The sequence below is a fragment of the Dyella mobilis genome (assembly GCF_016904945.1).
GTDB classification, from domain to species: domain Bacteria; phylum Pseudomonadota; class Gammaproteobacteria; order Xanthomonadales; family Rhodanobacteraceae; genus Dyella_B; species Dyella_B mobilis.
In genome coordinates this window covers 508,389-523,448 of sequence record NZ_JADIKF010000040.1, presented here as the reverse complement: position 1 = coordinate 523,448, position 15,060 = coordinate 508,389, and the positions used below count along the sequence as shown (strand labels likewise).

Genomic DNA, 15,060 nt, shown 5'->3' with positions numbered 1-15,060 from the left:
TGTAGAGCTTGTGTAGAGTTGCCTTGAGCCCCCGTAGCTCAGTTGGATAGAGCGTCCCCCTCCTAAGGGGAAGGTCGTACGTTCGAATCGTATCGGGGGCACCATTTATCAATGACTTACGTCCGGCGCTCCCACGTTCAATGGGTATGTTTCGCCACATTTCGGGCGCACTTGGTCACAGTAGCTTTTTGAGCGCGTTCAAAGCTCCGCCTGCACCTTCCGACGTGAGATGGGCGTAATGCTTTTCCGTCGTTTAGGGGCCGCGTCGCCCATCAAATCCTGCACTCGTCGAGCAGCGGCTGACGCACATCGTGGAAACGCGACATTGATTTCGCGCATCACCGTCGCTGCTCTGGCGAGCCGGACCGCAGCACCGCAAAAAATCAGGCGGAACAGGGTCGACGTTTTCTCCGCACAGCGAAATTTTTTTCGCTCAGTAGTTGCGAAGCATCCATTTCCTGAGTCGTGCGGAGCACCAAAAACGTCAGCCGAATGAAAGATATGTCTGCTCGCTCGGGGGCCGGCTGCACGAAGTTATGCGAAAGCTGAACCGTTACGGGTTCCCTTTGGGTACTTGTCAACGCAGGCCATGGCCGCTCGTTCTCTGCCATTGTGCGAGGTGAGGGGCACGCGATGGATGCAGGATGCTGGAGGAGACACCATCGGCAGGGCAATACCCAAGAGCAGATGACCCCACCCGACACGTGCATGCCGCTATCTCCAGCAACGGCGAGGCGGCAGATTCCAATCAGTAACGTCCGCTAACAGACACCAAGGAATTTGCCATGAATGCAAAGTCGAAACTCACTCTTCTGGGCCTGGTCATCGGTGCAGCGATGGCAGCCAGTCCGGTGATGGCGCAGACCGATGTTGCCGGCCATCCGCGCGTCAACGAAGTGAACAATCGCCTGGAAAACCAGCAGGATCGCATCAACAACGGCCTGAAGAACGGCACCATGTCGCAAGCCCAGGCCAATCGCGATGAAACGCACGATGCGAACATCGCTCGCCGCGAAAGCGTGGATGAGGCCAAGCACGACGGCCATCTGACCAAGCAGGAAAAGCACAACCTCAACAAGTCGGAGAACCACAACAGCCGCGCGATCTATCGCCAGAAGCATTGATCGCGGCGATTGCTGCTACGTAGCTATGAAACCTCCCGCGTTGTTGCGGGAGGTTTTTTTGTGTCTGCATGCCGATGTGGCATGCGCAGGATTCAGGCGCGCTTGACCAGCCGGATGACAAACAACAGGATGACCGCACCCACCGTCGCGGTAATGATCGATGCGATCCATCCGCCGCCCAGGCTGATGCCGAGCAGGCCGGAAAGCCATCCGCCCACGAACGCGCCCACGATACCTACCAGAATATCCACCAGCAGCCCGAAGCCGCCGCCTTTGACCAGTTTGCCGGCCAGCCAGCCCGCAACGGCGCCGATGATCAGCCACGCAAGAATGTCGTGAGTTGCCATGCACCTTACTCCTGAAAGAATTTGGGAAACGGAATTTTCGGAATCGGAACGCACTGCAAAAAAAAGCCAGGCAGGTTGCAAGCCGCAAGCCCTGCCTGGCATACCCCACACTTCAATGGAAAAGGCCGGCGGCCGCCCCCGGCCCAGGGGAAGAGGGAACGGGATAACCGCCAAGCTAAACTCCGCAGGCCACGCTGCGTGCGGAAACCGTCGGCCGACTTGCCATCGCAACCATGCCTGCTGCGGTGGCCCGGTACCGTCAGTGGCGATAGTTTGAAAGCGCGTATTCGCCGTCCGTATCAGAGGATTCCTAAAACGCAGCTGCCCTTGGGGCAGCCTTAGACGGTGCCCCAGGTGAGAAAACGACAGGCATTTGCAGCGGGCCTGCAGCCCGTGATCATTGCTCGACCAACTCGACCCTGCGGTTCTTCGCCTTGCCGTCGTCCGTGGCATTGCTTGCCACCGGCGCGAAAGAAGCCAGGCCCTTGGCAGCCATGCGGGTCGGTGTCACCCCAAGTCCCTGCAAAGCCTTGACCACCGATTCCGCGCGCTGGGCGGAAAGCGCGAGGTTGTGTTCCAGTGCGCCGGTGTTGTCGGTATGCCCGACGATGTACACCTTGAGCGCCGGTTGCGCTTTCATCAATGCAGCCATTTGTTGCAGCGTGGATTTGGAATCGGCGCTGAGCACGGCACTATCGGTGTCAAAGTGGATGCCATAGAGCGCGATGTGCCCTTGCTGGGCCAATCCTTGCGCCATGGCCTTGGCATCGACGGTCACTTCGCCGGCAGACATGGCCTTGCTCTGGCATACCTGCAGATAGATACCTGCCGGCTTGCCTTCATTGCCGCTGATGAACAGTGCGACGTCGACCGGTCCGCCTGCGCGATCCAGTCGCGCGGACTCCACGAAGACCGAACCGCCGTTGGACCACAGCGTGTCCACCATGGTGTTCTCGTCTTGCGTGTTCGGGCTCAGGCTGTGGATCAGTGCTTCCGATAGCAGCGATTGCGACATCGAGGAGGCATCGCCGCATCCGGGATTGGCTGACGAACCCTCGCACGCGAAACGCTTCTGAAAGCCGGAGTGCTCCAGTGCCTGCTCGAAATTGGTGGCTATCTCGTGGACGGATTTACCGGCTGGTGCAACGTAGGCAATGCGTGTTATCTGGCCTTGCACGGAATCGGTCTTGCCGTAGGCGCCGTTGTTGAAGGGCCCCAAGGGCAGCGTGAGCGAATCGAAGTCGATAGCTTTGTAGCCGATGATGACGGAGCCGGCGAAGCGCGAAACGATCGGATTGTCGTGCGATCCGGCCAAATCGCGTTGTGGCGTGTCTGCGGCTGCGGCAAGCGAGCTGAAGGCTGCGATGGTGAAGCAAAGAAGCGTGAGCAGGCGTCGTTGCACGGTCGATCCTTCGATGGGTGAGGCACGCGACGTTATCCAAATTGCGGCGGTCAGTTCAAGCTCCGATGTGGCCGATGGCGATGTCCTTCACGTTTGCATGCTTGCGTAATGCTTGCATGAGCTGCGTTGATCGCCTCTATGGCGGATCGCGGTGTTTTTTTCGTTGCACATGCAATGATCGCTTTCAGCTTTGTGAAAACGAGTGCGTGTTTTCACAACATTGAATCATTAGTGAACTTGACAGCAGTGATCATACTTTTCTACGAATGGGTCGCAATATTTAACAACTTGATCGTACTTGCCTGATATTTTCCTCCCCGCTGGTGTAGCGACAGCATGTTTCGCGAAGCCAGTGTAGTGCGTGTGTAGCCTATATTTAGGCTGATTCAGGGGGCACGTGTTTCATCAACCTGACTTGTCTCGTCATGGACGAGCAATTTTACGAGCGTTAGGGGAAATCTGATGAATCACCTTCGTGTGCTTAATAAGCAGTCGTTTCGTATCCGTCAGCGGGGCCAGGGCATGACGGAATACATCATTATCACCGCCCTGATTGCCATTGCCGCCATTGCTGCCGTTACCTATTTTGGACACACGGTGCGCGCACAAGTGGGCGGTATGGCGCATGAGTTGTCGGGTACCGACGCAACGCCTGACATCAATAACGCGAAGTCCGCAGCGGGTAAGGCTTCGACGCAGGGTCAGCACGACAAGACCTTGAATTCCTACGATAACCAAGTAAGCGGCACGGGCGGCTAAATCGCCCAATCCCTGAGGTGTTTGCAAGTGTGCGGTACCTTGCAGGTGCCGCACATTCCGATCGCTTTGCCTGTTGATGCCGAAATTCGGCGAGTGGGTACGTTAGGGATGTGTGCCATGAAAGGATGGAATCGACACGCACAGCAATGTGCGGTGGGGGCAGCTGCGGTAAGTAAAGGCGCCTGCGCATCGGTGCACGGGCGGGCTTTTTTTCGCGGAAAAGTCGCGGGACAGGCGTTGATTCTGGTCGTGGTGTCCTTGCTGGTGCTGTGCCTTGGGCTGGTGGTGCTGTTCGATACCGGCCAGGTGGTTACCAAGAAAGTGCAATTGGTCAACACCGCCGATGCCGCGGCCTATAGCGCGGCCGTGCAGGAGGCGCGTGCGCTGAATCTGATTGCCTATATGAATCGTGCTTCCGTTGCCAACGAAGTGGCGATGGCGCAAATGGTGAGCTGGTATTCGTGGACGAACTTCGCGATCAGTGCCACCGATCACCTGGCCGACGCCTTGGGTGTCATCGCCCTGGTCACTTCGTGGGCGGGCGTCGGCGAGGCGATCGCGGCCGCTACGGAGGCATTGGAAGAAGCCAAGAGCGATCTCGAAGCAGGCCGCAACGTCGAGCAGCAACTGTTTAATGTTGCTTCTGCCGCGGTGGCGGATCTCAACGGAGTCTATTCGAAAGTCTCGCTGGTCGTGGCCGATGGCGGTGCCGCCGACGCGGCAAATGTCGCGCGCAATGTCGTGACGCTCAATGATCCGCAGGCCTCCATCCCGGCGATGGGGATTGGCATCCTCGCGCAGAACACCTTGGCCGCGAATGCCTATGTGACTCGATACACGATCCCCAATGCGAGTTCGGGCAGCGCGGGTGCCGAGCGCCTGAAAAACGTGGTGATGGAAGCGCGAGATCCGTTCTCGCGCCAGCGAGACGGCTCCTTCCTGTTTGGATGGATCAAGAAATACGGCGGCACCGACCTGGCCAACTATCACAGTTGGGTGGGCCTGGACACGCTTGATATCGAATTCACGTGTCCCGTCGTCCCCTGCGGCATGGAAGGTTTTCCGCCGCATTTGAAACACTTCGATACGCCGATTGCCTGGGGCGGTGCGGCCGCGGTGGACACGGTAAGCACTTCTTTCGCCGCGCTGGCACGCCAGGACCCTGGTTGGAACGGGCCGTACCAAGGCAACGATCCGCAGTACGCCCAAAAGCAACCCTATGCGGCTTACAGCAACGCGCTCAACAACGGTGCGGCCAGCGGCATGGCGCTTTCACAACCCGCCGAAGACGGCACACCGTGGATTACGCCTGAGCTGGAGCAGCCTGGTGCGACGGTCGGTCTTCCCGACTACAACGACATCGTGGCGAACAAGGCGACCGTGCCGTATGACAACGGCAAGAGCGCATCAGCTGACGGTGTGAGTGCGGTGGACGTCGGCCCCGTTTTTAGTGTGCTGGTCGCTCAAGTCATGAATACCGTGCAGACGAGCAGCAATGTGAAGGGTATCGGCGGCCCACCCGATTTCCAGGTGACCGATACGAGCGTGGCCAACGGCATGACGGCATTGGCATCCGCGCAAACTTATTTCAGCCGCCCGCGCAGCCTGTTTCCGCGGTTGACCGATCCAGGGCGCGAAACGGGCAGCCTGTTCAGCCCGTACTGGCAGGCGCGCCTGATCGACACGCCTTGCACGACTCGGCAAGAGGTGGCCGTAAGCAACGGCGCCGCTGCGCCATGCGTGCCATGAACTTCGCGATATTCAAATCTTCCTCGTACCAACCCAAAAAGATGACGACCGCAATGACGAAACACGTGCACACCGTATTCCGCAATTTTTCTGCCGCACTCAGCCTTGGCGCTCTGTTGCTGGCAGGAACGAGTTGCTCGGCCAAGTCGCCCGACAGCCAGGGTGATGCAGGCAAAGGGCCGTCGGGCACGCTCAAATACCAGGGCGCCGTTTCGGGCAGCGCCACGTTCCAGTCGGCCGATTGCGCGTTCGACGGTCATCAGCATCTGGTCACGTTCGTGGCGCCGCATCAGGACAAGTTTCATCCCGAGATCAAGACGCCGGGGGCGTTTATCGATGTCGCCATGGTTGATCCGGGTGCGATCGTGCATTTTGCCGTCGATCACCAACACGTCACCGACCAGACGGCGTTCATGGTGACGGGGCAGAAGGGTGCCGTCAGCGTGGCGAAGAAGGGCGACGCCTGGGTGCTCACGATCAGCGGCCTGCAAATACCCAACCTGGATGTGATGAATCAGCAGACGGCGACGCTGTCCGGCACCTTTGTCTGCACACACTTGATCAACGGTTGAACGGTCCGAATCGGTGGCATCGGCCATGACGCCAACGCGATCGCAGGTTCGGATAACGACCTGTGATGGTTCGGTCTCAGCGTCGCGCCACGGCACTGCGAGGGAGGGAGGCATCATGCCAAGCTGGCAGAGACATCGGAACACGACGCGCCCCGCGCTGCAGCGCGGGCAGAGCCTGGTGGAAATCATCGTGGCGATGCTGGTGTTGGCGCCGCTGGCGGTCGGCATCACCTTGGTGGGGCAATACATCCACATCCAGCAGACCACGCAGTCCGCCGCGCGCGAGGCGGCGTGGGCAGCCACGGTGGACCCGGCCTTGCTCAATCAAAGTTTGCCCAATACCAGTACCGAGCAGGATCGCCTGCGCGAACACCAGTTCGCCCAGGCGCAGCAAGCGATAAAAAGCAGCGCCACGGTGCCGACGCAGTACGTCGATCCCATGTTGACCACGTTTTCCGGCAAGACATTGCTGCAAACCAACGACCTTAGCTTGAGCGGATATTCGCAGACATCCTCGCCCAGCCTGGTCGACAAGGCAGTGAGCGCGATTGGCAACGTGGTCAAGACTTTCGGGTTGAGCAACAGCCTTCCTCCCAACAAGCAAGGACTGGTCACGGCGCAAGTAACCGCCAACGCGCAGCAGATTCTCGATAGCGCGGGCAATCCGGTGTCCTTTCTAGGCACGACCGCTACGGAACGCTTCGCCTTTTCTTCCAAGACCGTGCTGTTGGCCGATAGTTGGGATGCCGGTGGCGGTGGCGAAACGCTGGACGGCAACTCGACCAATACGCTGCGCAGCGTTCGCAGCACAGTGGCGCCATTGGTGCCGTCGACCTGGTTAGGGCGTTTCACGGGCATCGTCAATGGCGCGGTGAACATTCTGGAGCACGTTCCCATGCTCAATCAGCTGATGGGACTGACCACGCCCGCCAGCCAGTTCGAAATGGGGCGCACCGCGCCCGACGTGGTGCCCACCGACAAGCTGGTGCCGTACAAAAATGTTCCGTAAGCCTGCCAGCTTCGTCGTGGCTGCGCTGATCTGGGCGATACCGTTTGCCGCATTGGCAACGGACTGGCCCGAGACACCGGTGCCGGTGGAAACACAGATATCGCCGGTGGCCAAGCGCATCGTCTACAACGGCATGGACATGCATGCCAGCGTGTTTGATTCACACGAGCATAGTGCCGACATCCTGGCGTTTTATCGCAAAGTCTGGGGCGGCAAGGTGGTGGTGAACGAGATGGGCGGCAAGCAAATCATTGCGCATCGCGAAGGCGACTACTTCACCACCGTTGAAGTAGCCGATGCTGGCGAAGGCAGTAAAGGCCAGATTGGCGTGATCGATCTGGCTACCGCACCCAGGCATCCGGAACCGGGCAAGGGCTTTGCGCGGCCGGAAGGCACCAAGGTCTTCAACGACATCGCTTACCCTGACGATCCGGTTCCGGCGCGTACCATCGCGATGGACAACGGCCTGTCGGCCGGCCAGAACGCGGAATACTTCCGCGAGCATCTGCTCGCAGATGGCTGGAAGCCTGCCGACGGCAGCCGCTGCGCCGCCACCAGCTGCGTGCTCAGCTACGAGCGCGGCAGCGGCAAGCTGACCGTGGTGGTGGTGCAGGACCGCGACGATCACTCGCAGGTCGTCATCAACGTGCAGGATCCGAACGGGGTGACGCCATGACGAAGCACTCGCGGCAGCTCATGCGCACGCGGCAGCGCGGCAGTGCGTTGGTCGAGTACGTGCTCGTGGCGCTGTTCGTAGTGTTGGTGCTGATGGCGGTCGGGCCGGGCGGCATCCAGCAATTGATGACCAATCTCCGTCAGGCCTACTCGGCTTTCGTGTATGCCATTTCGGCTTCGTGGATATGAGTTGAGGGGAAGGAAAGGAACGCATGGCAAGGATCAATCGAAATCTCATCTTTCTCGGCATCGCAGCCGTGCTGGGTATCGGCGCCAGCTTGATGGCGGTGCACTACATCAACAGCGAAGTGGCTGCACGCACACAGGCGAATACGCCGCCGCCGCAGGAAATGCGTACGGTCGTCGTGCCGGTCAAGGACTTGCCCAAGGGCGCAACCCTGACCAAGGCGGAAATCGCTTCGCGCGACGTGCCGGCGGATTTCGTGCCGGCCGACGCGCTGACGCCCGACAACTACGAAGCTTATCTGGGGCAAACGCTGGGAGCGCCGTTGACGCACGGCACGCCCATTCCGGGGAGTGCGGTCGAGCTGGTGACGGACCACTTCTCCAACATCATCGATCCCAAGGACGTGGCGTATTCGATCCAGGTCGACGACACCAACTCGGTGTCCGGCCTGATCGTCCCGGGCGACCACATCGACCTGCTTTTGTTGACCACGCAGGACCAGTCCTCGGATATCCGTTCGCTGCTCGGCAACGTGCTGGTGCTGGCCACCGGCAAGCGTGCCAAGGGCGTGCAGGCGAACGATGACAAGCAGGGCGATTCGACCTATTCCAACATCACCCTGGAAGTCGCCCCGCAGGATGCGCAGCGCATCGGTATGGCCATGAAAGTGGGTGAGCTGCGGGTACTGCTTCGTCCCCCCGGCAGCAATCGTCCGTTCGATCTGAACCTGCTCAGCAAGCAGGATCTCTTGCGTCTCGGTCGCCGCGTCAAGAGCGGCAGCGGCATTCAATTCATTATTGGAAATGTGTAGTCCATGGACATTCGTGCAAAGGACAAAGGTTACGCCCGGGGCTTCATCGCGCTGTTGACGGTGTCGCTGTTGATTTTCGCTCGCTTCGTGCCGATCGCCCGGGCGGAAGCCGTGGTCATTCCCGACCAGATCACCATGTATGCCGGGCAGGCACTGGTGCAAAACGCACCGGGCTCGCTCACGCGGGTGGCAGTCGGCGACGGCAAGCTGATGACCGTGAAGGTGCTGGGCGACCGCCAGATGGTGCTGATCGCCACGAAAGAGGGCGATACCTCGCTGCAGTTGTGGATGGCCGATGGCACGCAGCGCAGCGTGGCGGTGCACATCGTCGTAGGCAATACCGACCAGGTGGCGGATCTGGTGCGCCAGCTGCTTGGATCCGGCAGCCCGATCTCCGTGAATGCGGTGGGCGGCAGCGTGGTGCTGAGCGGCAATAATCTTTCGCCCACCGATGTCGCGCACGTTGCCGCGATTCGCAAGCTCTATCCGCAGGTGCTCGATTTCACCAGCGCGAACGCGGTCAATATGCAGCCCATGGTGGAGATGAAAGTGCGCATCATGGAATTCGACAAGACGGCGCTCAACCAGATCGGCATTCAATGGGACAGTGTCATCGCCGGACCCAGCGGCGGTTTGGTGCACGACTGGGTGACCAATCCCTATTACCGGGTGATGTCGAGCGGTTTCAACGGCGTCGATGGCACGGGAGCCGCGGCCAGCCTGCCGGTGAGAGTACCGGGAACCGCCTCGTATTTCGGCATTGCCACCTCGATCGGCTCGCAGATCAATCTGCTCGAGCAGGATGGCAAGGCGTGGGAGCTGGCTTCCCCGCAGCTTTCGGCGCGCAGCGGCGGCACGGCGGATTTCCTGGTCGGCGGACAGGTGCCTATTCCGATCAGCAGCGGCGTGCTGGGGCAGGTGCAGGTTGACTACAAGGACTACGGCATCAAGCTGCACATCGCACCGGTGGTTAATAGCGACGGCGAGATATCGACCGATCTTTCCACTGAAATCAGCCGCATCGATCCCACCGTAACAGTGCAAGGCTACCCGGGCTTCGTCACCCGCCGCACCGACACGCAAGTGAACGTGCACGAAGGCCAGACCATTGTCATTTCAGGCCTGGTCGACGCACAGGGAGCGAAGAACTTCGACAAGTTCCCGGGACTGGGCGACCTGCCGATACTCGGACCGCTGTTCCGTTCGCGTAATTTCCAGGCCAAGCGCACCGAGCTGGTGGTGTTCGTGACCCCGGTGGTAGTGGATGCCAACTCACCAGAGAACAAGAAGGAAATCGAGCACAGCGACCGGCTTCGAGACGATTTCCGCAAAACCATCGGCAGCGACATCGTTGATTGAGGCCAGTCATGTTTGAAGTGCTGATCGAAACCCCCAATCGCGACAAGCGCCAAGTGCGCTGCCTGCACGACGTGTGCGTCATCGGGCGCGGCGACGACAACCTGGTGATCCTGCAAGGCTGGAACATCGCGCGCGAACACGCGGCGTTGCGCCTGCGCCAGGGCGCCGTGTTCATTGAAGTGCTGGGAGGGCGTGCGCCGGTGGCGGTCAACGGCGAGCGCATCCAGGACGTGCACGGGCCGCTGTTGCGCGACGATATCGTAACGATCGGCGCCTATCGCCTGCGCGTGCTGGTGGACAAGGCCGAGACGGCGCCGCTCAAGGTGCCGCGGGAAGCCGCCAATGCGTCGTCTCACCTCGCGGACGCCCCGCCGGCATCCAGTCCTTCGCCGCCGCCGATGCCGGTAGCTGCGGCGCGCGAGCCGGAGATCCCTGCCCAAATCGGTACGCCGAATCCGGAGATGCTCGAATGGCGCACCAAGGCGCACCTTTCGCTGGTCAAGCAGATGGACCTGCGGCGGGTCGACGTGCGCGGCATGACCGATGATGACTTGCGCGAAAAGACCGCGGCACTGATCGAAGAAATCATCGGGCGCGAGTTCGACGCGGAGCTGCCGGCCAGCATCGACCGCACCCGCCTGGCCAAGGAGGTGCTGGACGAAGCGATCGGCCTGGGGCCGCTGGAGGACTTGATCGCGGACGAGTCGGTGACGGAGATCATGGTCAACCGTTCGGACGAAATTTTTATCGAGCGCGCCGGCCGCATCGAGAAGTCCTCGATCATTTTCACCGGCGACAAGGCGGTGCTGGCGGCGATCGAGCGCATCGTGGCGCCGCTGGGGCGCCGCATCGACGAAAGTTCGCCGATGGTGGACGCACGCCTGGCCGACGGTTCGCGTGTCAATGCCGTGATTCCGCCGATCGCCTTGCGCGGACCCAGCATCAGCATTCGCAAGTTCAGCAAGCGCAAGCTGATGGGGGAGGATCTGCTCAAGTTCGGTTCGATCGATGAGCCGATGCTCGAATTCGTACAGATGGCAGTGCGCGAGCGCAAGAACATCGTGGTGACTGGCGGCACCGGATCGGGCAAGACCACGCTGCTCAATATTCTGTCGAACTTCATTCCCGACGAAGAGCGCATCGTCACTATCGAGGACGCCGCGGAGCTCAAGCTCAGCCAGCCCAACCTGGTGTCGCTCGAGGCGCGCCCGGCGAACCTCGAGGGCAAGGGCATCATCACGATCCGCGATCTGGTCCGTAACGCTTTGCGCATGCGGCCGGACCGCATCGTGGTCGGCGAATGCCGCGGCGGCGAGGCACTGGACATGCTGCAGGCCATGAATACCGGTCACGAAGGCTCGCTCACCACCGCGCACGCAAATTCTCCGCGCGATGCGCTGTCGCGCCTGGAGGTCATGGTGCTGATGTCCAACATGGACTTGCCGATGGTCGTGGTGCGCGAGCAGATCGCCTCGGCAGTCGACCTGATCATCCATCAGCGACGCTTCCCTTGCGGCTCGCGCAAGGTCACGCACATCTGGGAAATCACCGGCATCGAAAGCGGCACGATCCAGACCCAGGAGCTGTTCTCGTTCCGGGCACGCGACCAGGGTGGACCTGGCGGCCGAGTGCGCGGCGAATTCAGCGCAACCGGCGCGGTGCCGGAGTTCTATGAAGAACTTGCTGATCGCGGCGTGCCGGTGGACCTGTCGATCTTCAAGCCGGCGGGAGGCAAGGGGCATGAATAGCGCGTTGTTCGGCCTGGGCGTCGTGACCTTCCTGGCCGTGGCGTGCATCAGCTACGTGCTGGTGCAAAGTTCGCTGGTGTTCTGGGGGCGCTATCAGGATGCCTTCACCGAGCAGGCACGATTCAATCTCGCCGATATGTTCATGTTCATGGATACGGGGCATCTGTTTCGCATCAACGTCGTCGCGCTGGTGCTGGTGCCGGTATTGCTGTGGCTGGTAACGCGCAACCCGTTGCTGGCCGGCTTTGCCTTGGCGATGATCTGGCTGCTGCCCAAAAAGATTTACCAATGGATGAGGCAGCGTCGCATCGACAAGATCCAGCAACAGCTTCCCGACGGCTTGCTGATGGTGGCCGGAGGCATGCGCGCCGGCCTCGGTTTTACGCCAGCACTGGAGAGCCTCACGCGCGACGTGGAACCCCCGCTTTCGCAGGAATTCGCCTTGGTGCTTCGCGAGCAGCGCATGGGCGTGAAGCTGGAAGAGGCGCTGGTGCATTTCAACGACCGCGTGCCGGTGCAGGACATCACGCTGTTCGTCTCTGCGGTGAGCATTTCGCGCGAGGTGGGTGGCAATCTCGCGGAAAGCCTGGCGTTGCTGTCGGAGACGCTGCGGCGGCGCCTGATCATGGAAGGCAAGGTGAAATCGCTCACCGCGCAAGGGCGCCTGCAAGGCATCGTGATGGCGATGATGCCGGTCGGCATCATCGCCTTTCTCAGCTTTGCCTATCCGGAGACGATGGGCGCGATGTATCACACACCGCTGGGCTGGGGCGTGGTTGCCGTGGCAGCGGTGATGGAATATCTCGGCTACCGCATGTGCCGCAAGATCACGAGTATCGACATATGATCGCGCTGGCCATCCTCATTGCAGTGACCGTGGCGGGCTGCATCGGGCTCGGCTTCTGGTCGATCTACGGATTGATGCGCGAGGTGCCGCAGGCGGATCGCAACTTCCAGGATCCGTTGTCTTTCGGGCTACGCCTGCTGTGGCCGCTGGTGAACCTGGCCACGTTTGTCATCGCACCGCGCCTGCCGCCGCACAGGCTGGAAGTTACCTATAAGCAATTGCAGGCTGCAGGGCAGGACTTCGTGCTCAGCCCAGAACAGTTCTACGGCCTGCGGGTAACGAGCATGGCGCTGGTGGCGCTATTCCTGTTGGCGCTGGTGAAGCTGCTGGATGTGCAAGGTCTTCCACCATACCTGCTGGCAGTTGGTTTCGGTGCGGTGCTGGGCTGGTGGTTTCCGCTGCTGTGGTTGACCGAACGGCGCAACAAGCGCCGGCGCCAGGTGATCAGGGATCTGCCGGTCTACCTGGACTTCATCACCATGGCGGTGGAAGCCGGCCTCAATATCACCGGGGGTATCGAGCAAGCGACGCAGAAGGGGCCGCCTGGTCCGATGGCGCAGGAATTTACCCGGCTGCTGCGCGACATCCGTTCCGGCCTGCCGCGCGCCGAGGCGCTGCGCCGCATGGCCGATCGCATGGACATGTCGCAGATATCCGGTTTCACCGGTACCTTGATCCAGGCTGATCGCGTGGGTGCGAGCCTTGGCTCCACGCTCCGTGCGCAGGCTTCGCAGCGGCGCGAGGAACGCTTTTTGCGCGCGGAAAAGCTGGCGTTGGAAGCACCGGTGAAAATGATGCTGCCGCTGGTGCTGTTTTTCTTTCCGCTGATCTTCCTGGCGCTGGGTTATTTCATCTATCTGCGCATGCGCCAGGAGGGCATCTTCTGATGCGACTCGGCGCTCTCTATCGCGACGATGTCTGCCTGGTGGCACGCACCTGGCTTGCCGACACCGCGCTGTCGCGCTTGCGCGGCCTGCTTGGCCGCACGCCCTTGGCGCCGGATGCGGGCGAGGGCCTGCTGCTCAAGCCTTGCGGCTCGGTCCATACCTTCGGCATGCACTATCCGATCGACGTGGTGTACCTCGATGCGGAGGGCGGCGTGCTGACGACCCGCGAAAACATGTTGCCAACGCGCACCAGCGCTTGCCGCGGCGCGCGGCAGACTTTGGAACTTTTTGCCGGCGGCATCGAGATTCTTCGCCTGCGGCGGGGCGACCGTCTCCTCTGGAGGTCGATGTGATGATTTCTACTCGTGTCCTTGCCGCGATGCTGCTGGCCACGTTGTTGGTCGGTTGCGCTACGTCCGTGCCCAAGCAGGTGGAGTCCATCGTCGCCACGCAACACGACGCCGATGATGCCTATGCGCACGGCGACATGCCGCTGGCGTTGCAACGCTACCAGGCACTCACCAAGGCGATGCCGAAGGAGGCTTCCTACTGGTTTCGCCTGGGCAACGTGCAGTTCAAGCTGATGCAGCCGGACGCCGCCATCGTGTCCTACCAGCAAGCCATTGCACTCAAGCCCGGCTATACCGAAGCCTTGTACAACCTTGGCATCGTGCGTCTTCGCCTGGCACAGGCAGCATTTGCGCAAGCGTCGCAGCAAAACCGCGATCCGCTTGCGCAGCGAAGCGCGCATTTTGCCTATGGCATTGCCACCTTGACGAACCCGACGTCGGCCACCTCGCACATCGACGCACCGGCACCTGCCGCTTCCTCGGCGCGGGTACCCATTGCATCGGTTGTATCGACACCGCCGGCGCCGCAGCAGGCGGGTGCCACGCCATGAGACGCTCCGAGTTCGCGCCGATCGCCAGCGGGCGCCTGATGCGCGGGCAGAGCCTGATCGAATTCGTAGTGTGCATCGTCGTGCTGGGGCCGCTGTTGCTGGGCCTGTTCCAGGCCATTCTGCTGTATCGCGCCAAGACGGTACTGGATTACGCCGCACTGCAAGCCGCACGCAAAGGTGCCACGAATTTCGCGCAGATCAGTGCGATGTGCGATGGTTTGGCGGGAGGGCTGACGCCGCTCTACACGCATCAGGCTTCGGGCAGCGCAGTGCTTACGTCCTTTTACACGGCAAAGGCCGACGTATGCACCGGCAACGCGGCGACGATCACTATCGTCAGCCCGACCCAGGTCGCCTTCCGCGACTGGAAGGAAACCCAGTACGACGGGGTGTCGGCCATTCCCAACGACAGCCTGCCTTTTCGCGGCAGCAAGGTAGGCGCCAACAGTGGCATGACAGTGCAGGATGCCAATATCCTGAAAATCGCCGTCACCTATAAATATCCGCTGATCGTACCGGTGATCGACCGCATGATCGGCACCTTCGACGTGGTGCGTTCGGCCGCCGAAGGCCATACGGTCTACAGTCTGAGTCTGGCTTCGCAGGCGATCGTGCGCATGCAGACGCCTATTCGCGATCCCAGCCAGTTGCCGGGTGGCTGAGATGGTCAAGCTGAAGCGCTG

Annotated in this window: 17 protein-coding genes and 1 tRNA gene; 16 read left to right on the top strand and 2 right to left on the bottom strand. The window is 61.0% G+C overall.

From position 1 onward, the window contains the following. The first annotated feature begins 27 nt into the window (after positions 1 to 27). Positions 28 to 104, top strand: a tRNA-Arg gene (locus ISS99_RS18590). Between the two features lie 681 nt (positions 105 to 785). Next, the gene (locus tag ISS99_RS18585; protein WP_204633097.1) at positions 786 to 1,124 is read left to right on the top strand and encodes a hypothetical protein; all 339 of its coding nucleotides are present in this window, start codon (positions 786 to 788) and stop codon (positions 1,122 to 1,124) included. Between the two features lie 92 nt (positions 1,125 to 1,216). On the opposite strand, the gene ISS99_RS18580 is transcribed toward ISS99_RS18585, so the two are convergent. After that, on the bottom strand, positions 1,217 to 1,471 hold the full coding sequence (locus ISS99_RS18580; protein ID WP_204633096.1) for a GlsB/YeaQ/YmgE family stress response membrane protein: 255 nt from the start codon (positions 1,469 to 1,471) through the stop codon (positions 1,217 to 1,219). Positions 1,472 to 1,868: 397 nt separating this feature from the next. Beyond that, positions 1,869 to 2,873 (bottom strand): OmpA family protein, encoded by a 1,005-nt coding sequence (locus ISS99_RS18575; RefSeq protein WP_204633095.1) that lies wholly within the window; start codon positions 2,871 to 2,873, stop codon positions 1,869 to 1,871. 462 nt (positions 2,874 to 3,335) lie between these two features. On the opposite strand from ISS99_RS18575, the gene ISS99_RS18570 reads away from it, so the two are divergent. From ISS99_RS18570 to ISS99_RS18505, 14 genes are all read left to right on the top strand, one after another. After that, positions 3,336 to 3,632 (top strand): pilus assembly protein, encoded by a 297-nt coding sequence (locus ISS99_RS18570; protein WP_204633094.1) that lies wholly within the window; start codon positions 3,336 to 3,338, stop codon positions 3,630 to 3,632. A 117-nt stretch (positions 3,633 to 3,749) separates the two neighbouring features. Continuing rightward, on the top strand, positions 3,750 to 5,381 hold the full coding sequence (locus ISS99_RS18565; RefSeq protein WP_204633093.1) for a pilus assembly protein TadG-related protein: 1,632 nt from the start codon (positions 3,750 to 3,752) through the stop codon (positions 5,379 to 5,381). Between the two features lie 53 nt (positions 5,382 to 5,434). Beyond that, the gene (locus ISS99_RS18560; RefSeq protein WP_204633092.1) at positions 5,435 to 5,953 is read left to right on the top strand and encodes a hypothetical protein; all 519 of its coding nucleotides are present in this window, start codon (positions 5,435 to 5,437) and stop codon (positions 5,951 to 5,953) included. 115 nt (positions 5,954 to 6,068) lie between these two features. Next, positions 6,069 to 6,962 (top strand): TadE/TadG family type IV pilus assembly protein, encoded by an 894-nt coding sequence (locus ISS99_RS18555; protein ID WP_204633091.1) that lies wholly within the window; start codon positions 6,069 to 6,071, stop codon positions 6,960 to 6,962. Further along, positions 6,952 to 7,638 carry a hypothetical protein gene (locus tag ISS99_RS18550; protein WP_204633090.1) on the top strand — a complete coding sequence of 229 codons (687 nt, stop codon included), beginning with the start codon at positions 6,952 to 6,954 and terminating at the stop codon, positions 7,636 to 7,638. The genes ISS99_RS18555 and ISS99_RS18550 overlap by 11 nt, the downstream gene beginning before the upstream one ends. Beyond that, positions 7,635 to 7,826 (top strand): hypothetical protein, encoded by a 192-nt coding sequence (locus tag ISS99_RS18545; RefSeq protein WP_204633089.1) that lies wholly within the window; start codon positions 7,635 to 7,637, stop codon positions 7,824 to 7,826. The genes ISS99_RS18550 and ISS99_RS18545 overlap by 4 nt, the downstream gene beginning before the upstream one ends. Positions 7,827 to 7,849: 23 nt before the next feature. Then, the gene (gene cpaB, locus ISS99_RS18540) at positions 7,850 to 8,635 is read left to right on the top strand and encodes a Flp pilus assembly protein CpaB (RefSeq protein ID WP_204633088.1); all 786 of its coding nucleotides are present in this window, start codon (positions 7,850 to 7,852) and stop codon (positions 8,633 to 8,635) included. A 3-nt stretch (positions 8,636 to 8,638) separates the two neighbouring features. Next, positions 8,639 to 9,994, top strand: coding sequence for a type II and III secretion system protein family protein (locus ISS99_RS18535; protein ID WP_204633087.1), 1,356 nt, complete (start codon positions 8,639 to 8,641; stop codon positions 9,992 to 9,994). Between the two features lie 8 nt (positions 9,995 to 10,002). Next, entirely contained in the window at positions 10,003 to 11,742 is a 1,740-nt protein-coding gene (locus ISS99_RS18530) for a TadA family conjugal transfer-associated ATPase (protein ID WP_204633086.1), read from the top strand. After that, positions 11,735 to 12,589 carry a type II secretion system F family protein gene (locus ISS99_RS18525; protein WP_204633085.1) on the top strand — a complete coding sequence of 285 codons (855 nt, stop codon included), beginning with the start codon at positions 11,735 to 11,737 and terminating at the stop codon, positions 12,587 to 12,589. Before ISS99_RS18530 ends, ISS99_RS18525 begins: the two co-directional genes overlap by 8 nt. Further along, positions 12,586 to 13,476 (top strand): type II secretion system F family protein, encoded by an 891-nt coding sequence (locus ISS99_RS18520; RefSeq protein WP_204633084.1) that lies wholly within the window; start codon positions 12,586 to 12,588, stop codon positions 13,474 to 13,476. The genes ISS99_RS18525 and ISS99_RS18520 overlap by 4 nt, the downstream gene beginning before the upstream one ends. Then, on the top strand, positions 13,476 to 13,829 hold the full coding sequence (locus tag ISS99_RS18515; protein ID WP_204633083.1) for a DUF192 domain-containing protein: 354 nt from the start codon (positions 13,476 to 13,478) through the stop codon (positions 13,827 to 13,829). Before ISS99_RS18520 ends, ISS99_RS18515 begins: the two co-directional genes overlap by 1 nt. Beyond that, positions 13,829 to 14,377, top strand: a complete 549-nt coding sequence (locus ISS99_RS18510; RefSeq protein ID WP_204633082.1) for a tetratricopeptide repeat protein — start codon at positions 13,829 to 13,831, stop codon at positions 14,375 to 14,377. Before ISS99_RS18515 ends, ISS99_RS18510 begins: the two co-directional genes overlap by 1 nt. Then, entirely contained in the window at positions 14,374 to 15,039 is a 666-nt protein-coding gene (locus tag ISS99_RS18505) for a TadE/TadG family type IV pilus assembly protein (protein ID WP_239538175.1), read from the top strand. Before ISS99_RS18510 ends, ISS99_RS18505 begins: the two co-directional genes overlap by 4 nt. Positions 15,040 to 15,060 lie beyond the last annotated feature (21 nt).